We start from the raw sequence: 23414 nt of genomic DNA, 5'->3' as shown, positions 1-23414 counted from the left end.
CGGCCGGCGCAGGGCGGCAGACCGGGTGGGGAGATGACGAACCGCCTGCCGCCGTCGGACAGACGGTGGCAGGCGGCCCGGGGTGTCTCACGCCTCGTGGGTGGCGACGATCTCGCGCTTCTCGGCGAAGTGGCAGGCGCTCGGGTGGTCCGAGCCGGGACGGATCTCCAGCAGCGGCGGCTGCTCGGCGCAGACGTCCTGCGCCTTCCAGCACCGGGTGCGGAACCGGCAGCCCGACGGCGGGCTGATCGGGGAGGGCACGTCACCGGTGAGCCGGATGATCGCCTTGTTGTCCCGCAGCGTCGGGTCCGGCACCGGCACCGCCGACAGCAGCGCCTGGGTGTACGGGTGGGTCGGCCGCTCGTAGATCTCGTCCTCGGTGCCGATCTCCACGATCTTGCCGAGGTACATCACCGCGACCCGGTCGGAGAGGTGCCGCACCACGGACAGATCGTGGGCGATGAAGACGTACGACAGGCCCAGCTCGTTCTGGAGCTTCTCCAGCAGGTTCATCACCTGGGCCTGGATCGAGACGTCCAGGGCGGAGACCGGCTCGTCGCAGACGATCACCTCGGGGCGCAGGGCGAGCGCGCGGGCGATGCCGATGCGCTGCCGCTGGCCACCGGAGAACTGGTGCGGGTACCTGTGGATGTGCTCCGGGTTGAGGCCCACCAGGTCGAGCAGTTCCCTGACCTTGTCCCGGCGGCTGCCCTTCGGGGCGACCTCCGGGTGGATCTCGAACGGCTCACCGATCAGGTCACCGACTGTCATCCGGGGGTTGAGCGAGGTGTACGGGTCCTGCATCACCAGCTGGATCTGCCGGCGAAGCCGCCGCAGCGCGCCACCGGAGAGCTTGGAGATGTCCTGGCCCTTGTAGAGCACCGTGCCGGCGGTCGGCTTCTCCAGGTTCATCAGGACCCGGCTCAGCGTCGACTTGCCACAGCCCGACTCCCCGACGACCCCCAGCGTCTCGCCGGCCTTCAGCTCGAACGAGACGCCGTCGACGGCCTTGACCTGACCGATCGTCTTCTTGAGCACGATGCCCCGGGTGACCGGGTAGTGCTTGACCAGGTCACGGACTTCGATGATGTGCTCAGTCACGGTTCACCAGCTCCTCGGCGAAGTGGCAGGCGCTGGCCCGGCCGGGGCGGATCTGCAGCAGCGGGGGGAGCTTCTCGCGGCACACCGGCTGCGCCATCGGGCACCGCGGGTTGAACGGGCAGCCCGGCGGGATGTTCATCAGGTTCGGTGGCAGGCCCTTGATCGTCCGGAGCTCCTGCCCCTTCTCGTCGAGCCGGGGGATCGAGTTGAGCAGACCGTGGGTGTACGGGTGCGCCGGCTTGGCGTACAGGTCGTAGACGTCGGCTTCCTCGACGATCCGGCCGGCGTACATGACCGCGATCCGGTCCGCGACGTCGGCGACCACGCCGAGGTCGTGGGTGATCAGGACCATGCCCATCCGGCGTTCCCGCTGGAGCTCGCCGAGCAGGTCCATGATCTGGGCCTGCACGGTCACGTCCAGCGCGGTGGTCGGCTCGTCCGCGATCAGCACCTCCGGGTCCAGCGCGAGCGACATCGCGATCATCGCGCGCTGCCGCATACCGCCGGAGAACTGGTGCGGGAAGTTGCTGAACCGACCCTTGGCATTCGGGATCTTGACCTGGTCGAGCATCTCGATCGCGCGCTTCTTGGCGTCCGCGCGGCTCATCCCGCGCCGGACCCGGAACTGCTCGGCGATCTGGAACCCGACGGTGAAGACCGGGTTCAACGCGGAGAGCGAGTCCTGGAAGATCATCGCGATGCCCTCGCCGCGGATGCGGCGGCGCTCCTCGGCGGACATAGTGAGCATGTCCTTGCCGTGGAAGCGGACCTGACCACCGGTGACGAAGCCCGGCGGCATGTCCAGGATGCCCATGACGGTCTGCGCGGTGACGCTCTTGCCGGAGCCGGACTCGCCGAGCACGGCGAGGGTTTCCCCCGCGTCGACGTGGTACGTGACTCCGTTGATGACCTTGGCGACGCCGTCCCGGGTGCGGAACTCCACCCGCAGGTCGTCGACCTCGAGCAGCCGGCCCGCAGGGCGGCCGGGTCCGTCGGCGCCGGGCGCGGACTGCTCGGAAACGAGAATCTCGGACAACTCAGTTCCCCTATCGGAGCTTCGGGTCGAGGGCCTCGCGGACGGCCTCACCGAGCATGACGAAGCTCAGCACGGCGGTGACGAGGAACGCGGCGGGGAAGAAGAGCAGGTAGGGCGCGACTCGGAGGTAGTTCTGCGCCTCACTGATCATGATGCCCCAGGACACGACCGGGCTCTTCAGGCCGACACCCAGGAAGGAGAGCGTCGCCTCGGCGCCGATGAAGGAGCCGACCATGATCGTCCCGTACACCAGCAGCGGCGCCAGACAGTTCGGCAGCAGGTGCTTGAGGATGATCCGCCCGTTGCCCGCGCCCAGCGCCCGGGCCGCCATGATGTAGTCGGCCTCCTTGGTGGACAGCACCGAGGAGCGCATCAGCCGCATCACGACCGGCCAGCTCAACAGCACCAGCGAGGCGATGACCAGGCCCATGATCTTCCACTTGCTGTTGCTCGTCCCGGACCCGTTGAACGTGGTCAGGATGACGATCGCACCGAGCACGAACGGCAGGCCGAAGAAGACGTCGGCGATCCGCGAGAGCAGCGCGTCCACCCAGCCGCCGCGGTAGCCGGAGACGACCCCCATCAGTCCGCCGAAGAGCAGCGTGCCGGCCACGGACAGCAACGCCACCAGGATGGAGGCGCGGGCACCGTAGATGACCCGGGCGTAGACGTCACGGCCCTGCACGTCGTAGCCGAACCAGGCGGTCGACGAGGGCTTGCCCAGGCTGTTGGTGAGGCTGCCGTTCACCGCGTCGCCGGAGCTGAACAGCGACGGGACGGCCGCCATCACGACGAACAGCAGGATGAAGAAGGCGGAGATCCAGAACAGCGGCTTACGGCGCAGGTCGCGCCAGGCGTCGTCGAGCAGGCCGCGGGGCTTCTCCTTGCGGGCGCCCTCCGGCAGGCCGGCGTCGGCGGGAGCACCGATCTGGCCCGGCTGTTCGGCGCGGGGAGTGCTGACGATCGAGGCGGTAGAGGGGTCACTCATAACGGATCCTCGGGTCCAGGGCGGCGTAGAGCAGATCGACCAGCAGGTTCATCAGCAGGTAGACCAGCACCAGCACCACCACGATGGAGACAACGGTAGCGCTCTCCTTGGTGACGATCGCCCGGTAGACCTGCCGGCCGATCCCGTTGATGCTGAAGATGCCCTCGGTGACGATGGCACCGCCCATCAGGGCACCGAGATCGGTGCCGAGGAGGGTGACCACCGGGATCAGCGAGTTGCGCAGCAGGTGCACCCCGACCACCCGGCGCATCGGCAGACCCTTGGCGATCGCGGTACGCACGTAGTCGGCCCGCCGGTTCTCGGCGATGCTCGTCCGTGCCACCCGGGCGATGTACGCCGTCGACGCGCTGCCCAGCACGAAGCCGGGGATGATCAATTCGGAGAGGAGCATCTCGCTGGAGACGGTCGGCTTGACGATGCCCCACTGCACGCCGAAGAGCCACTGCAGCACGAAGCCGACCACGAAGACCGGCAGCGCGATCAGGAACAGCGTGGAGACCAGCACCAGGTTGTCCAGGAAGCCGTTGCGGCGCAGGCCGGTGAGCACGCCTGCGGTGAGACCGATGACCGCCTCGATGACCAGGGCCACCAGGGCGAGCTTCAGCGTGTTGGGGTACGCCGTCGCGATGATGTCGTTGATCGACTGGCCGCTGTACGTCTGCCCGAAGTCGCCCTTGAGGAGGTTCTGCATGTAGATCGCGTACTGGACGAAGACGTTCTCGTCGAGGTGGTACTTGGCGGTCATGAAGTCGATGTAGTTCTGCGGGCATCTCCGCTCGCCACACTTGCCCGCGAACGGGTCGCCCGGCACGGCCCAGACGAGCGCGTAGATCATGAACGTGGTGCCGATGAACACCGGCACCAGTTGGAGCAGCCGTCTCAAGAGATAGCGGCCCATGGGGTGGTCCTCCAGACAGGGGGCGCGTCGGACGGCCGACACGGGGTGACAACGTGCGAGCGGATGTGGTGACACCCTGCTCGCGGAACTGCCCCGAGCCGGGCCCGCCGGATGTGGCGGGCCCGACCCGGGGTCAGCGCGGACGGATCAGAGCTCGACCGAGGAGAGGTCCAGCTCACCGACGTTGTTCAGCTCGATCTTCTTGATCTTCTCCGAGTGGCCGGACTGCTGGCCGTAGAAGTAGATCGGGATGGTCGGGACGTCAGCGTCGACCTTCTTGAGAACCTCGGCGAACTGCTGGTGCGAGGCCTCCAGGCTCGGCGCGCCACTGGCGGCCTTGGCGCCGGCGTCGACCTCGGGGTTGCTGTAGAGGCCGTCGTTGGAGGAGCCACCCTTGACGTAGAGCGGGTTCACCCAGTTCTCGATGTCCGGGTAGTCCTGCTGCCAGGCAGACCGGTACGGGCCCTTCATCGTGTGGGCGTCGACGCCCTGGCGGAACACCGCGAAGGTCGGGATGCCCTCGGCCCGCGCCTCGATACCGAGGTTGGTCTTGACCTGCTGGGCAACGGCCTCCATCCAGTCCTTGTGGCTGGAGTCGGCGTTGTAGTAGAAGACCATCTCACCGGTGAAGCCACCGGCCTCGGTCAGCAGCTGCTTCGCCTGCGCGGCGTCGAACTTGCAGGAGGTGCAGTTGCCGGCCGGGGCGCCCGGGGTGAGCGGGTTGGCCCAGCTGTCGGCCGGCTTGCGGGTGCCGAAGAAGATCTTGTCCGAGATGTCCTGCCGGTTGATCGACAGCGAGACGGCGCGACGCAGCTTCGGGTTCTGGAAGCGCTTGTCGTAGATCGGGAACGCGATGAAGGCGGTGGTCGGGGTGACCGTGTTCAGCGCCCGCGAGCCGAGGTCGGCCTTGTACTTCTCGCCCGCCAGCGCGGAGGTGGGGATGGACTCCAGGAAGTCCAGGTTGCCCGAGAGCAGGTCCGCGTAGGCGGCGTTCTCGTCCTGGTAGAGCTTGACGTTGACGTCCTTGACCTTGACCTTGTCGCGCAGGTTGTAGTCGTCGAACCGGGTCAGCTTGATCGAGACGTTGTCTTCCCAGGAGACGAACTTCACCGGGCCGTTACCGATCGGCTTCTTGCCGAACTCTTCGGACTTCTGGGTGAAGAACACGTCCGGCAGCGGCATGAACGCGCCGTAGCCGAGCTTGGTCGGGAAGACCGCGGTCGGCGCGGACAGGGTGACCTCGAAGGTCTGCTCGTCGACGACCTTCAGGCCGGACAGGTCCTTGGCGGCCGGCTCCGGCGCCTTCTTGGGGCCGTCGTCGTCCGGGTCCACCGAGGTGACCTGGTCGTAGCCGGCGATGTCGGCGAAGAAGCTGCCGTTCGCCGCACCGTTCGGGCTGTAGGCGGCCCAGTTCCAGGCCTTGACGAAGCTCTCCGCCTTGACCTCGGTACCGTCGTGGAACTTGGTACCCTTCTTGATCTTGATGGTGAAGACCTTGGAGTCCTTGGTCTCGATGGACTCGGCCAACGCGTTGCGCGGGGCGCCACCGTCATTCGGGTACTCGACCAGGCCGGTCCACAGGTCGTCAATGATCTTGCCGCCACCGGTCTCGGTGGTGTTCGCCGGAACCAGCGGGTTCTGCGGCTGGACGCCGTGGATGGTGATCGCACCGTCCGCAGTCGCGGCGGTGTCGCTCTCACCGCCGCCGTCACTGCTGGAGCAACCGCTGGCGACCAGCGCGGCGGCCATGCCGACCGCGATGACGCCGGTTGCCCGCTTCGAGACTCTCATTCCGAGGGGCCTCCTCTTTCTAGCCAGTTCCGTCGTGGGTTTCACGCACGTATGGGGGGTGACGCCGCCGACGACCTCGTTTTCGCAGGTCACCGGTTTACCGCAGAGAAATCGGGACACCCCAGGGGGACCGATCCGCCGGGCCACCCCACCTCTCACGCGCGACGCCACGCAGACTCGACGGCCACGCGCGCGTGCAGCAGCGGGGCAGGCAGGACGTGCGGGGCGCCTCGCTTCGAGGGTGAGGTGCTGCAACTGTGACACCCACCGGCCCATTACGTGAAGGTGCCGTTATCAAGCCGTTAATCGGGTGCCGCGTTGCCGATACTTGAGAAAAGATCATGAGATGCCCTGGTCGTACCGCTCTGAGCAGGAAAGACAGCAAGTCGGCTCGACCGGCCCACGACCACGGGTCAAGCGGTGTGAGGTTGCCCGCCACCCCGATTGAGACGTTCCGAGGTCCACCGAGCGTTGGCCGTTTTTGCCCATCCGGGGGATGTCGACTTCCACCGGGCGGCGTCGGGATCCAGCCGGGCGGACGAAGAAATCCAGCTCGCGCACTGTGTGCGGGGTCACCTGGCCGGGAAGAGGGACCGCCGGGAGCACCGGCGCGTCGACCGTCGGCCCCGCGCCGGTGGAAGGCCGGAGAACCGGGCCGGCCCCGGCACCATCGGGTGCCGGGGCCGGAAGGTACCGCGTACGTCAGGCGGTGAAGCGGACCCTGCGGCGGCGGACCAGCAGGACGGCCACCGCTCCGAAGGCGAGCAGGGCCATCCCGGCCAGCGCGGCCAGCGCGATCGGCGACCCGGTCAGCGGCAGGCCGCCGTCGTTGCTGGCCGGCGAGGTCGACGGGGCCGGACTGGCCGGCGCCGACGAGGACTCCGCCGGGTTGGACGGCGACGGCGACCCGGACAGCGAGGCCGACGGCGACGGCGACGGGGACCCGGACGGCGAGGCCGACGGCGACGGCGACGCGGGGGCGGCGGCGAAGCTCGCCGCCGCCGCGGCGGTGACCGAGGTGCCGGTGCTCCCACCCAGGATCAGCTTCTGCTTGGCGTTCTTGCCACCGGAGAAGAGGAAGACCCGCCCGAAGGAGACCGAGTCCGGGGCGGAGACGGTCACGGTGACCCGGCCGGCGGCGGTGGCGGTCAGCCAGAACCGGCCGCCGTTGGTGGTCGTGCCGACCGGACGGCCCTCGGCGTCGACGGCGTTCCCACCGTCGACCTTCAGCGCGATCTCCCCGGCCGGCCCGTGCACGGTGAACGGCCCGGCCCGACCCCCGGTGGTCGCGGTGGCGGACGCCGGGTCGAGGCTCAGCTCGGCCTTCGGCTCCGGCTGCTCGGTGGCGTTGCGCACCAGGTAGTCGTGCACCCGCCGGATCACGTCGTACTCGGCGGCGGCGGTCAGCCCCCGCTCCCAGTCACCCAGGGCGACGCCGTCACTGAAGTGCCAGACGGCGGTCTGGGTGCCGAAGTAGAGCAGCGTGTCGCGGCGGGAGTCGGGCAGCCCGCCGGGCAGGGTGGCCCCGGCCGCGGCGAGCAGCTTCGCCCGGTCGGCGTTGGGATAGCCGTGGGTGAGCACCCACTGCACCCGGCCGAGGTTCTTCACCTCCGACTGACCCCAGGTGCCCTCGGCGTACTCGCCGTCGCGGGCCACCGGGGTGTGGAAGTCGATGCAGAAGACCGGCACGGTGCCGTCCTTCAACTCCAGGGCCAGCGCCGAGGTCTTCTGCGTCCGACCGTCCAGCTTCAGCGTGACGCCGGTGCCCGGCACCGCGCGGGCCACGCCCTTCGTGGCCGGCTCGGCGGTGGCCGGACCGGCTGCGGCGAGCACCAGCGCGCCACCGGTGACGAACGCCGCGGCGAGACCCGCCCAGCGTCGTCCTCGTTCAACGAACATCAGTTCCGTGCACCTCTCCCCAGGGGTGGCCCGCTACCGGCGGGCCGCGTGCGTCGCCGTCCCGCGGGGTCGTGGCACCACCCGCACGCGCGAAGGCGACGGGGCATTATCCGACACGAATTGATCTCTTGTCAGCCCCTGGGGTGATCTTCCCGGAATGAGGGGTGTGACCGGTCGGGCCGGCCGAAGTCACACGAGTCGTCGGTCCGCCGCCCAGCGGGACAGCTCGTACCGGTTGGACATCTGGAGCTTGCGCAGCACGTTCGACACGTGCGTCTCGACCGTCTTGATCGAGATGAACAGCTCCTTGGCGATCTCCTTGTACGCGTACCCCCGGGCGAGCAGGCGCAGCACCTCGCGCTCGCGGTTGGTGAGCTGGTCCAGCTCCGGGTCGGCGACCGGGGCGTCCGGCCGGGCCGCGAAGGCGTCCAGCACGAAGCCGGCCAGCCGGGGGCTGAACACGGCGTCACCGTCGGCGACCCGGCGGATCGCGTCGGTCAGCTCGTCCGGGGAGATGGTCTTGGTGACGTAACCCCGGGCACCCGCCCGGATCAGCCCGATCACGTCCTCGGCGGCGTCGGACACGCTCAGCGCCAGGAACTTCACCTGCGGATGGCTGCGGCGCATCGCATCCAGCACCGCCCGCCCGCCGCCATCGGGCATGTGTACGTCGAGCAGCACCACGTCCGGCCCGGTCGCGGCGATCCGGGCGACCGCCTCGGCCACCGTGCTCGCCTCCCCGACCACCTCGACGTGCGCGCCCAACTCGGCCCTGACCCCGGCCCGGAACATGGCGTGGTCGTCGACGAGGAAGACCCGCAACCGCTCCACCCGTGCCGGGGCGTCCGAACCCGGTTCCATCGACTGCTCCGCCATCTCAGCTGTCCCTTTCCGCCGTGGAGCCGGTGCCGGTGATCGGCAGCATCAACCGGACCTCCGTCCCCTCCCCGGGCTCGGAACGGATCTCCGCCCGGCCACCGTGCCGCTTCATCCGCCCGATGATCGATCCTCGGACGCCGTGCCGGTGATCCTCCACGGTATCCGGGTCGAAGCCCTTCCCCCGGTCCCGGACGAAGACGCTCACCTGCTCCGGCTCGACCTCGGCATAGAGCGACACCGTCTGCACCCCGGCGTGCCGGGCCGCGTTGACCATCGCCTCCCGCGCCGCCGCCACCAGCGCACCCACCCGTTCGTCGGTCTCCCGGTCACCCACCACCACCGCCTCGACGGTGATCGCGAACGTGTCCTCCACCTCGGCGGCGGCCTGTTCCAGTGCCGCCGCGAACCGCTCGGTCGGCGAGGCGGTGGGCTTGTAGAGCCAGTTGCGCAACGACCGCTCCTGGCCCCGGGCGAGTCGCTGCACCGTCTTGACGTCGCTGGCGTTGCGCTGGATCAGGGCGAGGGTGTGCAGCACCTGGTCGTGCACCATGGCGGCCAACTCGGCGCGCTCCTGCTCGCGGATGCGCCCCTCCCGTTCCGAGCGGAGCTGGTTCCAGGTGCGCCACAGCACCGGGGCGGCCACCACCCCGACCCCGGCCAACCCGACCAACGCGAAGATCACCCCGTTGACCACCGCGTCGAGGTTCTGCACCGGGGAGTAGACAGCCGCCACGCCGATGATGCCGACGGCGACCAGCACCGCGCCCCCGGCGAAGCGGAGCACGAAGGCCCGCCTGTCGCTCTCCTCCACCACCGCGCCGAGCCAGGGCACCGCCATCGACCCGCTCCACTGCCGGCGGCGCTCCGGCGCGGACTGGTGCCAGATCACCCCGGCACCGACCGCGATGATCGCCACCAGCCAGCCGGCGGTGCCCGCCGCGCCGACCGAGTCGAAGACCAGCACCTGGACCAGCAGCACACCGAGGCCGATCGCCACGAACGGCAGCAGCTGCCCGGGGTCGCGCCGGGGCGGCGTGGCGGTGTCACCCGGGCGCAGCGGCACCACCGCCCAGAACGCCGCGTACAGCAGCAGCCCGAGACCGCTGAGGCCGAGCAGCACCATGAACGCGACGCGTACCCGCAGCACCGAGATGCCGAGGTGGTCGGCGATGCCGGCGGCCACCCCGGCGGCCAGCCGGTGCTCGGGCGCCCGGTAGAGGCGCGGCGGCGGGGTCACGGCGCTGATTTGAGGCTCCCTGGTCACGGTGGGTGTCGGACGGACACCGGGCGGTGCGGTGCCGCTCCGATCGTCACACGCCCGTGGCGGTGCCGACCACGGGGACGCCCCCGACATCCGCCCGCCGGGATCTCAGGGTGGGGTCAGGGTCGGTTCCGGAGGCGACTCGGCCCGGTGACGCCGCAGGATCGGGACATGACCGAGGACCCAGCCCCGCCGCCGTACCCCCCGGTGGCGGCACCGGATGGTACGCCGCCGCCCGGTTCCGCCGCCGGGCCGACCGCGACGGCGCCCGCGTCGCCCACGGGGGGCGACGACGCGCCGCCACCTCCCGGGGGCTACCCCCCGCCGTCCGGAGGTGCCAGCTTCACCTCACGGTACGGCCTGGTCCGGCCCCGCGACGGCCGCTACCTGGCCGGGGTCTGCGCGGCGATCGGCCGGGCCACCAACACCGACCCGGTGCTGTGGCGGGTACTGCTCGCCGTGCTCGGGTTCTTCGGCGGGGTCGGCGTCCTGGTGTACGTGGCCGCCTGGCTGATCATCCCGGGGGAGGGTGACAGCGCCTCGCCGCTGGAGTCGATGCTCGGGCGCGGTCGGTCGAGCATGTCCCCGATCACCGTGATCGTGCTGACCATCCTGGTCGCGGTCAGCTTCGGGTACATCGTCACCGACGCGTTCCGGGCGGTGCTGCTGGGCGCGGCCATCCTCATCGGCGGCGCACTGCTGCTCAACCGGGAGAGCCGTTCCAGTGTGCCGGCCGCCGGTCCGGGTGGACCTCCACCCGGGTCGGCCCCCCCGCCTGGACCGGTGCCCCCGGTCGGCTACCCGGCGCCCGCCCCGTTCACCCCGCCGGCACCCGCCGCACCGGCCCCACCGTTCCTGCCGGGTCGGGTCGGTGACCCGGCGGGGTGGCCGCCGGCCCGGGCCGGGGAACCGGCGGGCTGGCCCGCGCAGACCCGGACCGCCCCGCTGCCGGCCTGGCCAGCGGCCAGGCCGATGGAGATCAGCGCGACCCGGGCGGAGGCCCCGAGCTGGCCGCCCCGCGCGCCGGTGGCAGGTGGGCCCACCACCGCACCGGTGGCCGTCCCACCACCGCCCGGTACGGGTTACCGACCGCCGTTCGCGCCACACGGCCCGTACGCCGTTGGAGCCCCGCCTCCGGCACCGCCCACGCCCCCCGTCAAGCCGCCGAAGAAGCCGAAGGAGCGGTCGTCGCTGGGTGCCGCGACCTTCTCGCTGATCTTCATGGTCGTCGGCGTGGTAGCCATCCTGGATCTGCTGGACGTCTTCCCGATCGGCGCGGCCGGATACTTCGCGGCGGTGCTCGCCACCATCGGGCTCGGCCTGCTGGTGGGCACCTGGTTCGGCCGGGCCCGCTGGCTGATCGCCCTCGGTCTGGTCGCCGCCGCCGCCCTCGGGGTGGCCGCCGTGGCCGAGTCCTACGACCGGGTCCGTGGTGTCGACGGGGCGGTCACCTGGGCACCGACCAGCTATCGGGAGCTCGCCGACCGTTACGAGAACAGTTTCGGCGACGCGACCCTGGACCTGCGCGCGGTGGACTTCGACAAGCAGGACACCGATCTCACAGTGGTGGTCAACTTCGGCGAGGCCACCATCGTGGTGCCGCCGAACGTGGACGTCACCGCGGTGACCAACGTCAAGGCCGGGGAGGCCACCGTCTTCGGACGACGTACCTCCGGGTTGGAGGGGCAGGCACGGCAGCTCACCGACCTGGGCCCGGACGGACCCGGCGGCGGCACGCTGCGGCTCACCGTCCACGTCAACGCGGGCAACCTGGAGGTGACCCGGTGAAGGTCCATCGCACCGACCTGGTGTCGTTCGTCTTCGGCCTGCTCTTCGTGGGGCTCGCTCTCTGGTGGCTGCTCGCCCAGATCCTCGGGCTGGCCCTGCCTGCGGTGGGTTGGTTCCTGGCCGGCGCGCTGGTGCTGATCGGCCTGCTCGGCCTGGTCGGTGCGGTGCGGTCGGCCCGCACCCCGGACCGGGAGGCACCTCCAGCCGACGTACCGGCGACCAACGGCCCGGCGACCGGTGTACCAGCCGGCCCGGCCGCCGGGGACGACCAGCGGATCGGCGGGCAGGACACCGCCGAGTTGCACCTCGGCACCCCGGAGGCGGCAGAGCCGGACGACGTCGGCGCGGAACCACCGCAGCCGTCCCGCTGACCGCACCGGTGCGGCCGGCGTCCGGCGGCTCGTATGCTGGCCGGGGAGATCCCGCCTCCGTCCGACCGCCACACCGTCGGGTCCGCCGGTGGCCGCGCCAGGGCACCGGCCCGGGTGTGCACTGTCCGGGGCGCCCGAGGCGGTCCCGCCGCGACGTCCGTCTCTACCCTGTCAGGAGCCCGCCCGACATGACCCAGTCCCCCGCCGTGCGCCCCTCCGGTCCGTCCGGTCCGGTCCGCATCGGCGAGCGTGCCGCCCGTACCCTCGTCGCCGAACTCGCCCGACGCAACGACCCGAAGGCCGCCCTGCTGGTGGGCGCGGCCCCCGGGGCCGCGGTCCTCGCCGCGGCGATCGACGCGCTGCTGCCGGGTGACACGTTGACCGTCGTGCCGGCCCCGGCGACCGACGCCGCCACGCTGCGCGAACACGTCACGGCCCAGGGCCGCTGGGTCGCCGACCGGGTACGGGTGGTCGACTCCCTCGCCGAGGCGGACACTGCCGAGCTGGTGATCGCCGCCGAGCCGTTCACCGGCACCGGCGAGGAGACCCGCGACGCCGTCGACGGCCTCACCAAGTACCTGGCCGACGGCGCGGTGCTGAGCGTGGCCGCACCGGTGTTCCGCACCGACGGGGCCGCCGCCGAGCTGGACCGGCACGGCGTGCTGCACGGCGTCCGCACCGACCTGGTGCTGCGCAACTCCCCGCCGGTCCGGGTGCACCACCTGCGGTTCACCCCGGCCAGCCCCGCGGCGGCGGCCCAGCTCGCCCCGGCGTACCGGCCGTCGAGCGTGCCGCTGACCCGGGGCATGCACATCGACTCGAACGGGGTGGCGGCGGCCGGCATCGCGCTCGGCCTGGCCGCGGTCGCCCGGGTGGTCCGGCCGAAGTCGAAGCTGTGGCTGGTGCCGGCGCTCGCCGCCGCTCCGGTGGCCGCGTTCTTCCGGGACCCGCAGCGGGACGTGCCGGAGGACCCGTCGGCGGTGGTCGCCGCCGCGGACGGCCAGGTGCTGTCGGTGCAGCGGCTGCACGACGAGCGGTTCGGCGACGGTGAGTGGCTGCGGATCGCGGTCTTCCTGTCGGTGCTGGACGTGCACGTCAACCGCTCGCCGGTGGCCGGCAAGGTGGTGGACTACTTCGTCGCCGACGGTGGCTTCGTCAACGCGATGAAGCCGGACGCCGAGCACAACGTCGCCGCCTACACGGTGCTGGACACCGCGCACGGCACGGTGGTGGTGGCACAGCGGACCGGGCTGATCGCCCGCCGGATCGTGCAGCGGGCCCCGGTGGGGGCACTGCTGGCCCGGGGCGAACGGTTCGGGCTGATCCGGTTCGGCTCCCGTACCGACGTCTACCTGCCGGCCGACGCCGCCGAGCCGCTGGTCGGCCCCGGCGACAAGGTGGTCGGCGGTTCCTCGGTCATCGCCCGCTGGAGCTGAGCGACGCCGACGCGAACAGGGGCGCCGCGATCGCGGCGCCCCTGTTGCGTAGCTGCGGACGGATCAGGCTGTGCGACGCTGGTGCAGCCAGAGCAGCGGCCCGCTGACCAGGTAGCCCATCACCACGAGGGCGAAGGTGAGCCGGATGTCGACAAGCGCGCCGACGGCCGGGGCCAGCCAGAGCCACGGCGGCAGCTTGACCAGCCGGGCAAGCTTGGCGTAGGGGAAGCTGGACACCATCGCGAAGGCCAGCAGCGCCACCCCGCCGATCTGCACGGTCGCCGGCAGCGGCAGCCCGATGGCCACGGTGAGGGCGAGCACCGCCGCCGCCATGGTGGTGGGCACGCCGCAGAAGAACCGGCCGTCCTTGGGTGAGACGTTGAACCGGGCGAGCCGGATCGCGGCGCAGGACGCCACGAGGGCCGCCGCGACCGCCGCGGCGGCGGTGGGGGCCGACCCGGCCAGCGAGGCGTAGACCACCACCGGGGCGGCCAGGCCGAAGGAGCACATGTCGGCAAGCGAGTCCATCTGGGCACCGAACGGGCTGGCCACGCCGAACTTCCGGGCGAGCGCGCCGTCGAGACCGTCGAAGACCACGCAGGCGATCAGCAGGAGCGCGGCGAGCCGGGTATGACCGTCCATGGCCACGAAGATGGCGTTGATGCCGAGCACCAGGCTGGCCAGGGTGCAGGCGTTGACCAGCGCGAACTTCATCCGGCGGGCCGGGGTACGCGCGCCGGGGAGCAGCGGGATCGCCGTCGCCGGCGAATCGTCGACCGACGCGGCGGGGGCGAGTGCCGGGCTGACCGGCACGACCGCCTCGATCTCGGCGCGGTCGAGGGTGACCCCCCGACGGTCGAAACCGTACCGGCGACGTTGGCGGTCGACACGGTGCTCCGGAAGGACCAGGTCGGTGCTGTTGAGCTGGTCGCCGTCGCGGCGACCCACCCGGACCAGCAGCACCTGGCGGGCGAATGTGCTGCTGCGGCGCAACCGGCCCGCCCAGCGACGCCCTGCGGGGCGCGGACTGTCAGTCGTACGACGCCGGCGCCATGGGGCTCTCGGCACGTTTCCTCCATCACCGGATCGGCTGGCCGCCCGTGCGGGCGGATGTCCGGCTGTCTCGTGCCGGACCGCTTCGTGGCCCGGCAGCCGTTCAAGCGGAGTACACCATTGCACAGGGGCCTGGTGCTTGGCGATAGCTGCCGGCGGTAGTTCTATATCCGCTTAAACCACGCGAACCGCTCCCTTATTCCCATCTCGGGCTTCATCACCCATTCTTGTCGCCAACCGCAGGCCTGACTTTACCGGAGTGCCCCTCAACCGGCTCGTCGAGCGACCGCCATCCGACCGCCGCCCCGGTCGCCAACAGGGCCACGTCTGTCAACAAAAGGCCGCTGAGCTGCGAAGACGTGAACCAGGCGGCGCTCGCCGTCGATCCCCCCGCTGGTTCGGTCACCACCGCCTCGCCGGGCTCGTCGACCAGCACCCGATAGATCACCCGCACTCCATGCCAGTCGAGTGGTCGACCCTCTGGGCCGACTGCGACCGGATTGTGCAGATTGTCGACCAAGATCAATCGGTCGACCCGGCCCCGCTGGCCCGCCTCCTCCACCAGTTCCCGTAACAGACCGTCGACCGGCTGCTCACCGTGATCGGTACCCCCGCCGGGCAGATGCCACTTGCCGGCACCCGGATAGCCGGGCGCGATCAATGTGAGCAACACCCGCTGGTCGGGGTCGGTGACCAGGCCGTACGCGGCGAACCGTTGCCGCCGGTCCGACCCGGGCGGCGGCTGAGGCGCGGTCGGCGGTTCCTGCGGCAGGTCGGCGGGAAGCGGCGCGGCCGGCAGGCCGAGCAGCCGGGCGGTGAACGGCAGCAACGGCGACACCGCCGCCTCCTGCGGGGTGCACCAGGCCAATTCGTCGGCGCCCCCGTCCGCCGCCGAGCGGAGTCGACCACCCCGGACGGTGACGTCGAACACCAATCGGTCGGTGTGCACCGACACGTCCGAGTTTCCGGCACGGAGGTGGGTCACGTCGGCGACGGCGGCGCGCACCCCGGTGACCGTGGCGTCCAGCCCGGTCTCCTCGGCGAACCCGCGGACCACTGCGTCGACCGGATGCTCGGCATGCCGGACGCCCCCGCCCGGCAACCGCCAGACCTCCGGAAAGGGGCCGGAGGCCGCCCCCCGGGCCAGCAGGACCCGGCCGGCGTCGTCCACCGCCCAGCCGTACGCCGCGATCCGCCGTCGCTCCTGCACGTCGCACTCCCCCGTCGCGGCCCGCCCGTCGATCATGAGGCTAGCGGTCGCCCGACCGAGCACCGACCGGGGCAGCCACCGTCAGGTGAGTCGGGCGGCCTGCACCGCCTCGGCGGTGACCTCGGTGAGCCGGTCGGCGGGCAGGGCACCCAGCTCCTCACGGGCGAACCAGCGGGCCTCACAGGTGGAGCCGCCCACGTCGGTCACCGTCGGCGGGGCGGGCTGGTCGACCATCACCCGGTAGAAGGCGCGTACGCCGTGCCAGTCGATCGGGTAGCCCTCGGGGCCGAGCGAGGCGGCGTCCCGGTGACTGGCCACCCCGAGCAGCTCGACGAGTCGACCCGTCTGCCCGGTCTCCTCGACCAGCTCCCGGATCAGTGCCGCGCCCGGCTGCTCGCCGTAGTCGGTGCCGCCGCCGGGCAGGTGCCAGCAGCCCGCGCCCGGGTAGCCGTCGGAGACCCGGGTCAGCAGCACCCGGCCCGCCGGGTCGGTGGCCACCGCGTACGCGGCGAAGCGCTGCGCCCGGTGCAGCCCGTCCGGGCCGGGCACGGCGTAGAAGGAGGGGAACTCGGGGGCCTCGTCGGGGACCACGTCGGCCGAGGAGGCCGGCAGCCCCAGGGCGCGTGCGGTGAAGGCCCGCAGCGGCAGCTCCCGCGCCTCGTCGAGGGTGTACCAGCGGACCAGGTCGGTGGAGCGGTCCACCCGGTCGGTGAGGGTGCCGCCACGCACCGAGACCTGGTAGATCAGGCGGTCGGTGTGGATGGTGATGCGCCGCTCGGGCAGTGCGCGCATGTCGGCCAGGACGTCCGCCAGGCCGGCGACGGCGACCGAGAGGCCCGTCTCGGCGGCTGTCTCCCGGACGACCGTGTGGTTCGGGTCCTCGCCGTGGTCGACCGCCCCACCGGGCAGGGACCATACGCCGGGGGTGCCGGAGCGCTCCGATGCGCGGACCAGCAACACTCGGCCGACTGAATCTGCACAGACTGCATATGCCGCGATCCTGCGGAGCGGCTCCAGCAAGGTGGTCACGGAGCCAAATTCTCCCCGGGTCGCGTTACCAGTGCGGAAAAGAGTCGGATTCCTGACTCAGAGCTGGCCACTCAGGGATCGATCAGGGTAGGGATCGGGGCAGTCACCGAGGTCGGCGGCCCGGTCGGCGCGGACCGTGGAGACATGACCTCGACGAGCACCCCCCACGCCCCGTACAAGCAGCTCCGCAGGCCGACCACCGACCGGATGGTGGCAGGCGTCGCCAGCGGCCTCGGCCGCTACTTCGCCGTCGACCCCACCCTGGTCCGGGTGTTGTTCGCGGTGGCGACCCTGGTCACCGGCGGTGTCGCCGCCCTGGCGTACCCGGTCATGTGGTTCCTGATGCCGGAGGAGCCGGCCGGCGCCCCGGCCTGGCCGCACCCGACGACGCCGCAGCCGGCACCCCGGCCGCAGCCTCAGCCTCCGGCGGTACCGCCGACGGCCGGCTGAGCCCCGGTCACTCCCACTCGATGGTGCCCGGCGGCTTGCTCGTCACGTCCAGGACCACCCGGTTGACCTCGGCGACCTCGTTGGTGATCCGGGTGGAGATCCGGGCCACCACGTCGTAGGGCAGCCGGGACCAGTCGGCGGTCATCGCGTCCTCGCTGGAGACCGGGCGCAGCACGACGGGATGCCCGTAGCTGCGCCCGTCACCCTGCACCCCGACGCTGCGCACGTCGGCCAGGAGCACCACCGGGAACTGCCAGACGCCCCGGTCCAGGCCGGCGGCGGTCAGCTCCTCCCGGGCGATCAGGTCGGCCTGGCGCAGCAGCGCCAACCGCTCCCGGTCGACGGCGCCGATGATCCGGATGGCCAGACCCGGCCCCGGGAACGGGTGCCGCCAGACCATCGCCTCGGGCAGGCCCAGCTGGAGGCCGAGCGCCCGGACCTCGTCCTTGAACAGCGTGCGCAGCGGCTCGACCAGGGCGAACTTCAGATCCTCCGGCAGGCCGCCGACGTTGTGGTGGCTCTTGATGTTGGCGGTGCCGGTGCCGCCGCCGGACTCCACCACGTCCGGGTAGAGGGTGCCCTGCACCAGGAACTCGACGTCGCCGTGGGCGGCGACCTCCCGGGCGGCGGCCTCGAAGACCCGGATGAACTCCCGGCCGATGATCTTCCGCTTCTGCTCCGGGTCGGTCACCCCCGCCAGCGCGCCGAGGAACCGCTCGGCCGCGTCCACCACCTTCAGCTTGATGCCGGTGGCTGCCACGTAGTCCTTCTCCACCTGCTCGGCCTCGCCGGCGCGCAGCAGGCCGTGGTCGACGAAGACGCAGGTGAGCTGGTCACCGACCGCCTTGTGGACAAGCGCGGCGGCGACCGCCGAGTCGACCCCGCCGCTCAGGCCGCAGATGACCTCCTTGTCGCCGACCTGGGCCCGGATCCGGGCCACCTGCTCGTCGATGATGTTCTGCGGCGTCCAGGTCGGCGCGATGCCGGCGATGTCGTAGAGAAAGCGGCGGAGCATCTCCTGACCCTGCGCGGTGTGCCCCACCTCGGGGTGGAACTGCACACCGGCCCGGCGACCGGCCAGGTCCTCGAAGGCGGCGACCGGGGCACCCGCCGACTCGGCGGTCACAGTGAAACCGGCCGGGGCCTCGGTCACCGCGTCGCCGTGGCTCATCCAGACAGGCAGATCGGCCGGCAGGTCACGCAGCAGCACGCCCGGGTCGAGCAGCCGGGGACGCAGCGGGGTGCCGCCGTACTCCCGGTTGCCGGTCCGGGCGACAGTGCCGCCGAGCGCCTGGGCCATCGCCTGGAAGCCGTAGCAGATGCCGAATACCGGCACGCCCGCCTCGAACAGCCCGGCGTCGATCTGCGGAGCCTCCGGGGCGTAGACACTGGACGGGCCGCCGGACAGGATGATCGCGGCCGGGTCCTTCGCCAACATCTCGGCGACCGGCATGGAGTGCGGGACGATCTCCGAGTAGACCTTCGCCTCGCGCACCCGGCGCGCGATGAGCTGGGCGTACTGGGCTCCGAAGTCCACCACGAGGACGGGGCGAGGCGTGCTCATGTGCGCAAATCCTACCGACAGTCACACCCGCCCCGGGCACGGGCCGCCCCCGGGCACGCCGCACCCGGTCAGCGCGGCCCGTGACGCAGCGCGCCGGGGGCGTCCGCCGGGACCGCCGGGTGCCGCGGCGGCACCGCACCCATCCGGGTGTACGCCGACCCGAGCGGCGGCCGGGGGTCCGGTTCGCCCTTGTTCGGCCAGTACGACATCGCCCGTTCCGCCTGCGCGGTGATCGTCAGCGACGGGTTCACCCCGAGGTTCGCCGAGACCGCCGCCCCGTCGACCACGTGCAGCCCCGGATGCCCGTACACCCGGTGCCACGGGTCGATCACCCCGTCGGCCGGGGTGGCACCGATCACCGCCCCGCCGAGGATGTGCGCGGTCATCGGGATGTCGAACGGCTCCGTCAACGCCCCACCCGGGGTGCCGTCGATCTCCTCGGCGAGCAGCCGGACCGCCCGGTTGCCGGCCGGGATCCAGGTCGGGTTGGGCGCGCCGTGCCCGGGGCCGGAGACCAGCCGTCGCCGGCCCAGCGGGCCCCGCTGCCAGCGGGTGGTAAGCGAGTTGTCGACCGACTGCATCACCAGCGCGATCACCGTCCGCTCCGACCAGCGGCGCACCGAGAGCATCCGGGCGGCCACCAGGGGGTGCCGGACGAGGCCGCCCAGCCAGCGCCGGACCCGGTGCGGGCCGCCGTCGACAAGCAACGACTGGAGCAGCCCCATCGCGTTGGCGCCCCGGCCGTAGCGGACCGGCTCGACGTGGGTCTGCGGGTCGGGGTGGAACGAGCTGGTGATCGCCACCCCGTCGGTGAAGTCGAGCCCCCGTTGCCCGGCCTGCCGGTGGCCGACCGACGCGCCGAGGATCGCCTCCGAGTTGGTGCGGGTCAGTTCGCCGAGGCGGTCCGACAGGTGGGGCAGCACCCCGGTCTGCCTCATCTCGTGCAGCAGCCGCTGGGTGCCGAGCGCGCCGGCCGCGAAGACCACCTGGTCGGCCCGGAACACCTGGCGACGCCGCCGCAGCCAGGCTCCGGTCCGCGTGGTGTGCACCCGGTAGCCGCCGTCGGCATCCGGGTGGACGGCGGTCACCGTGGTCAGCGGATGGACCCGCGCGCCGAGCCGTTCGGCAAGCCACAGGTAGTTCTTGACCAGGGTGTTCTTGGCACCGTGCCGGCAGCCGGTCATGCACGACCCGCAGTGCGTGCAGCCGGTGCGCTCCGGCCCCGCCCCACCGAAGTACGGGTCGGCCACCCGTTCGCCGGGGCGGCCGAGGTGCACCCCCACCGGGGTGGGCCCGAAGGTGTGCCCCACCCCCATCCGCTCGGCCACCGCCCGCATCGCCCGGTCCGCGCCGGTGTGCCGGGGGTACGTGGTGACCCCGAGCATCCGTGCGGCCTGGTCGTAGTGAGGGGCGAGTTCGGCCCGCCAGTCGGTGACGTCGCGCCACTGCGGGTCGGTGTAGAAGGCGTCCGGCGGCTGGTAGAGGGTGTTCGCGTAGACCAGGGAGCCGCCGCCCACCCCGGCACCGGAGAGCACGAGCACGCCGCCGCCGGCCTTCCGGTCGGCCGGGCGGAGCAGGGTGATCCGTTGCAGCCCGTAACAGCCGAGCCGGGGTGCCCAGAGGAACCGGCGCAGCCGCCAGGAGGTCTGCGGGAACTCGTCGTCGGCGAACCGCCGGCCCGCCTCCAGCACCCCTACGGTGTAGCCCTTCTCGGCCAGCCGCAGCGCGGTGACGCTGCCACCGAAGCCGGAGCCGATGACGAGCACGTCGTACCGCATGAACGCATCATTACCGGCGGGTAGCCATCGCGCCAGTGCCGGATTTCGCGCGATCATGCTCACCGTCGCCGATCGACGCCCGCAACCCGGGGGGCCGGTCGACGCGTTGTGCAGACGGGGGTGGCGAGCGATGACTCAGGAAACCGGAACGGGACGCCCACGATGGGTGTGGGGGCTGGCCGCCCTGGTCGGTGTCGTACTGGTGGCGGTGGTCGCCCTGGTGGTGACCCGGCAGGTCCGCGACGACGGGCCACGGCGTACGGCCGGGCCGGTCGCCACGACCGCCAGCCCGACGCCGAGCCCCACCCCCACCCCCAGCCCGACCCCGCCACCCGGCGCGGCCATCACCGGCCCGCTCAACCTGCTCCTGGTCGGGGTGGACACCCGGGTCAGCGTGCCCGGTTGGGAGCCGCACGGCGACTCGGTGCTGGTGCTGCACGTGCCGGCCGGGCTGGACCGGGCGTACCTCTTCTCGCTCCCCCGCGACCTGGTGGTCGACATCCCGGCGTTCCCGAAGTCGGGGTACAAGGGCGGCCGGACGAAGCTCACCCACGCGATGAGCTACGGCAGCCGGGTGCCGGGCAAACCCAAGAACCCCAGCGCCGCCCAGGGGTACGAGCTGCTGCGCAGCACGGTCGCCGGCTACACCGGGCTGCGCTTCGACGCCGGTGCGGTGATCACCTTCAACGGCTTCGACCGGCTGGTCGACACCCTCGGCGGGGTGGACCTCTACGTCGACCAGCGGGTCCCCTCCCTGCACCGCAGGCCGGACGGCAAGTACCGCGACCCGGCCCCCGGTGGCGGCGGCTACACCGGCCCGCAGATGGTCTACGAGAAGGGCGAACGGCACCTCAACGGCTGGCAGGCGCTCGACTACGCCCGGCAGCGCTACATCGCCGGCGGCGACTACGCCCGGCAGCGCCACCAGCAGCAGCTCCTCCGGGCGCTGGCCGCCAAGATCCTCGGCGGGAACCTGGCCCGTGAACCGGACCGGGTGGAGCAGGTGGTGGCCGCGCTCGGCGACACCCTGGTCTATGCGGGCGGGCCGCGCATCGTCGACCTGGCGTACGCCCTGGGTGGCATGAGCGCCGACCGGATCACCCTGGTCGGCCTGCCCGGCGACGGGGTGGGCAAGGGCAGCAGCTACCGGGGTGAGCAGCTCACCACCGTCGGCAAGGGCTTCCTGCCGGCGCTCAAGGCCGGCAAGGCCGAGAGTTATCTGGACGCCCACCCCGAGCTGCGGGTGAAGAACTGACCGGGTGGGCGGGGCTGGGACGGGTCAGCGGCGGGTGGGCGGCGGGGGTCGTTCGGTGCCGTGCAGCCAGGCGGCGAAGAGGTCGTCGAGCTGCTGCCCGGAGACCCGCTCGGCGGTGGCCACGAACTCGGCGGTGGTGGCATTGTCGTTCCGCTTCTCCGCCACCCAGGTCCGCAGGATCCGGAAGAACGCGTCGTCGCCGACCGTCACCCGGAGCGCGTGCACGGTCATCCCGCCGCGTTGGTAGACCGAATCGCTGAACAGGTTCGCCACCCCGGGCGCTCCGGGCGGCACCCGCCAGACCTGGTCGCTGGACGAGGCGTACCGCGTGTCGAAGGCCGCCTGGGCGGTGTCCCGGCCCTGGTGTTCGGCCCAGAGCCACTCGGTGTACGTGGCCAGCCCCTCGTTGAGCCAGATGTCCTCCCAGCGGGCCAGCGAGACGCTGTCGCCGAACCACTGGTGGGCCAGTTCGTGCGCGACCACCCCGGTGTTCTCGCCGGTCCGGAAGAAGCTGGCCGAGTAGACAGGCCGGCTCTGCGTCTCCAGCGCGTACCGGATCCGGGGATCGTCGACCACCACCCCGCCGTACGCCCCGAACGGGTACGGCCCGAAGACGCTCTCCAGGTGGTCGGCGACCTCCAGCGTGCGGGCGATCGACTCGTCCGCGGCACCCCGGGGCAGGGTGCTGGCGACCGCGCTGAACACCGGTCTGCCCCGGTGTTCACCGGTGGTGGTGCGGTACTTCCCGATCACCACGGTGCTCAGGTAGCTGGCCATCGGGGCGTCCTCGGACCAGCGCCAGGTGGTCCCACCGCCGGCTGCCGGACGCTGCCCCTTCGGCACGCCGTTGGCGACCGCGACCAGCCCCTTCGGCACGGTGATCTCGAAGTCGTAGGTGGCCTTGTCGGAGGGGTGGTCGTTGACCGGGAACCAGGTGCTCGCCGACTCGGGTTGGCCGAGCGCGACCGCTCCGTCGGCGGTGTGCAGCCAACCGCCCTCGCCGATCGTCTCGTTGCGCAGCGGCACCGGCCGGCCGTCGTAGTCGACCTCGACGGTGAAGACCGCCCCGGCTCGGACCGGCGTGGCCGGGGTGATCACCAGCTCGGCACCCTCGCGGGCGTGCCGGGCCGGCGTGCCGTCCACTGTCACCCGCCGCACCGTCAGGCCAGCCAGGTCGAGGTGGAACAGGGGCAGCCCGGCGGTGGCGGTGGCCCGCACGGTGGTGGTGCCGCGCAGCTCGTCGGTGGCCGGGTCGTAGCGGACCTTGAGGGCGTACCTGTCGACGTCGTAACCGCTGTTGCCCGCGGTCGGGAAGTACGGGTCGCCGACGCCGGCCGGGCCGGTGGTCGCGCCCAGGGTCGGGCTGGTCGTCGGGGCCGGCCGGGATTCCTCCCGCGGCCTCCGGTCGGCGGTACAGCCGGCCAGGGCCAGCACCACGGCCACCAGCAGCGCGAGACCGCGCCGGTTCCGGCTCATGGCCACCCTGTGTCCCCCGTTCACCCGCCCCGCCGTGCGCGCAGCCTACCGAGAGCACCGGCCGCACATACCCCGAACGACGGACCGGTGGCGGATCGGGACGGCCCGGCGGGTAACGGACGCAGCGACC

General features: G+C 71.9%; 18 protein-coding genes and 1 pseudogene. 5 read left to right on the top strand and 14 right to left on the bottom strand.

Features of this window, described 5'->3' with window-relative positions:
* Positions 1 to 87: 87 nt before the first annotated feature.
* From OHQ87_RS28990 to OHQ87_RS28955, 8 genes are all read right to left on the bottom strand, one after another.
* A complete protein-coding gene (locus OHQ87_RS28990) occupies positions 88 to 1101 on the bottom strand; it encodes an ABC transporter ATP-binding protein (RefSeq protein WP_328343024.1) in 1014 nt (337 codons plus the stop codon).
* Positions 1094 to 2128: an ABC transporter ATP-binding protein gene (locus tag OHQ87_RS28985; RefSeq protein ID WP_328349037.1), complete on the bottom strand. Its 1035-nt coding sequence runs from the start codon at positions 2126 to 2128 to the stop codon at positions 1094 to 1096. Before OHQ87_RS28985 ends, OHQ87_RS28990 begins: the two co-directional genes overlap by 8 nt.
* Positions 2129 to 2147: 19 nt before the next feature.
* Positions 2148 to 3125: an ABC transporter permease gene (locus tag OHQ87_RS28980; RefSeq protein WP_328343022.1), complete on the bottom strand. Its 978-nt coding sequence runs from the start codon at positions 3123 to 3125 to the stop codon at positions 2148 to 2150.
* On the bottom strand, positions 3118 to 4044 hold the full coding sequence (locus OHQ87_RS28975) for an ABC transporter permease (protein WP_328343020.1): 927 nt from the start codon (positions 4042 to 4044) through the stop codon (positions 3118 to 3120). The genes OHQ87_RS28980 and OHQ87_RS28975 overlap by 8 nt, the downstream gene beginning before the upstream one ends.
* A gap of 147 nt (positions 4045 to 4191) precedes the next feature.
* A complete protein-coding gene (locus OHQ87_RS28970) occupies positions 4192 to 5835 on the bottom strand; it encodes a peptide ABC transporter substrate-binding protein (RefSeq protein ID WP_328343018.1) in 1644 nt (547 codons plus the stop codon).
* Positions 5836 to 6537: 702 nt separating this feature from the next.
* On the bottom strand, positions 6538 to 7734 hold the full coding sequence (locus OHQ87_RS28965) for a thioester domain-containing protein (RefSeq protein WP_328343016.1): 1197 nt from the start codon (positions 7732 to 7734) through the stop codon (positions 6538 to 6540).
* Positions 7735 to 7923: 189 nt separating this feature from the next.
* Positions 7924 to 8610 (bottom strand): response regulator, encoded by a 687-nt coding sequence (locus tag OHQ87_RS28960; RefSeq protein ID WP_091241742.1) that lies wholly within the window; start codon positions 8608 to 8610, stop codon positions 7924 to 7926.
* A 1-nt stretch (position 8611) separates the two neighbouring features.
* Complete coding sequence (locus OHQ87_RS28955; RefSeq protein WP_328343011.1) at positions 8612 to 9877, bottom strand: PspC domain-containing protein; 1266 nt, start codon at positions 9875 to 9877, stop codon at positions 8612 to 8614.
* A 168-nt stretch (positions 9878 to 10045) separates the two neighbouring features.
* Between OHQ87_RS28955 and OHQ87_RS28950 the strand changes: the two genes are divergently transcribed.
* From OHQ87_RS28950 to OHQ87_RS28940, 3 genes and pseudogenes are all read left to right on the top strand, one after another.
* A complete protein-coding gene (locus tag OHQ87_RS28950) occupies positions 10046 to 11662 on the top strand; it encodes a PspC domain-containing protein (RefSeq protein ID WP_328343009.1) in 1617 nt (538 codons plus the stop codon).
* Positions 11659 to 11928: pseudogene (locus OHQ87_RS28945) on the top strand (hypothetical protein); the annotation flags it as partial. The gene OHQ87_RS28950 and the pseudogene OHQ87_RS28945, both read left to right, overlap by 4 nt.
* A 293-nt stretch (positions 11929 to 12221) precedes the next feature.
* Positions 12222 to 13469 carry a phosphatidylserine decarboxylase gene (locus OHQ87_RS28940; RefSeq protein WP_328343007.1) on the top strand — a complete coding sequence of 416 codons (1248 nt, stop codon included), beginning with the start codon at positions 12222 to 12224 and terminating at the stop codon, positions 13467 to 13469.
* Between the two features lie 63 nt (positions 13470 to 13532).
* On the opposite strand, the gene OHQ87_RS28935 is transcribed toward OHQ87_RS28940, so the two are convergent.
* The 3 genes from OHQ87_RS28935 to OHQ87_RS28925 form a co-directional block, all read right to left on the bottom strand.
* Complete coding sequence (locus tag OHQ87_RS28935) at positions 13533 to 14462, bottom strand: CDP-alcohol phosphatidyltransferase family protein (protein WP_328349035.1); 930 nt, start codon at positions 14460 to 14462, stop codon at positions 13533 to 13535.
* Positions 14463 to 14739: 277 nt separating this feature from the next.
* On the bottom strand, positions 14740 to 15732 hold the full coding sequence (locus OHQ87_RS28930; protein WP_328343005.1) for an NUDIX domain-containing protein: 993 nt from the start codon (positions 15730 to 15732) through the stop codon (positions 14740 to 14742).
* An 81-nt stretch (positions 15733 to 15813) separates the two neighbouring features.
* Positions 15814 to 16761 carry an NUDIX hydrolase gene (locus tag OHQ87_RS28925; protein ID WP_328343004.1) on the bottom strand — a complete coding sequence of 316 codons (948 nt, stop codon included), beginning with the start codon at positions 16759 to 16761 and terminating at the stop codon, positions 15814 to 15816.
* Between the two features lie 144 nt (positions 16762 to 16905).
* On the opposite strand from OHQ87_RS28925, the gene OHQ87_RS28920 reads away from it, so the two are divergent.
* Entirely contained in the window at positions 16906 to 17211 is a 306-nt protein-coding gene (locus tag OHQ87_RS28920) for a PspC domain-containing protein (RefSeq protein ID WP_328343003.1), read from the top strand.
* A gap of 7 nt (positions 17212 to 17218) precedes the next feature.
* Here the strand turns inward: OHQ87_RS28920 and guaA are convergent, their stop codons facing one another.
* Together guaA and OHQ87_RS28910 are read right to left on the bottom strand one after the other, a co-directional pair.
* Positions 17219 to 18775 carry a glutamine-hydrolyzing GMP synthase gene (gene guaA, locus OHQ87_RS28915; protein ID WP_328343002.1) on the bottom strand — a complete coding sequence of 519 codons (1557 nt, stop codon included), beginning with the start codon at positions 18773 to 18775 and terminating at the stop codon, positions 17219 to 17221.
* Positions 18776 to 18843: 68 nt separating this feature from the next.
* Positions 18844 to 20553, bottom strand: coding sequence for a GMC family oxidoreductase (locus OHQ87_RS28910; protein WP_328343000.1), 1710 nt, complete (start codon positions 20551 to 20553; stop codon positions 18844 to 18846).
* Between the two features lie 130 nt (positions 20554 to 20683).
* Here OHQ87_RS28910 and OHQ87_RS28905 point away from each other — a divergent pair, with 130 nt between their 5' ends.
* A complete protein-coding gene (locus OHQ87_RS28905) occupies positions 20684 to 21808 on the top strand; it encodes an LCP family protein (protein ID WP_328342998.1) in 1125 nt (374 codons plus the stop codon).
* Between the two features lie 24 nt (positions 21809 to 21832).
* Here the strand turns inward: OHQ87_RS28905 and OHQ87_RS28900 are convergent, their stop codons facing one another.
* Complete coding sequence (locus tag OHQ87_RS28900) at positions 21833 to 23284, bottom strand: M1 family metallopeptidase (protein WP_328342996.1); 1452 nt, start codon at positions 23282 to 23284, stop codon at positions 21833 to 21835.
* Positions 23285 to 23414: the final 130 nt, after the last annotated feature.

This window comes from Micromonospora sp. NBC_00421 (assembly GCF_036017915.1).
Classification (GTDB): Bacteria; Actinomycetota; Actinomycetes; order Mycobacteriales; family Micromonosporaceae; genus Micromonospora.
The sequence above is the reverse complement of the archived record's forward strand: the minus strand, read 5'-3'. Positions and strand labels throughout refer to the sequence as shown.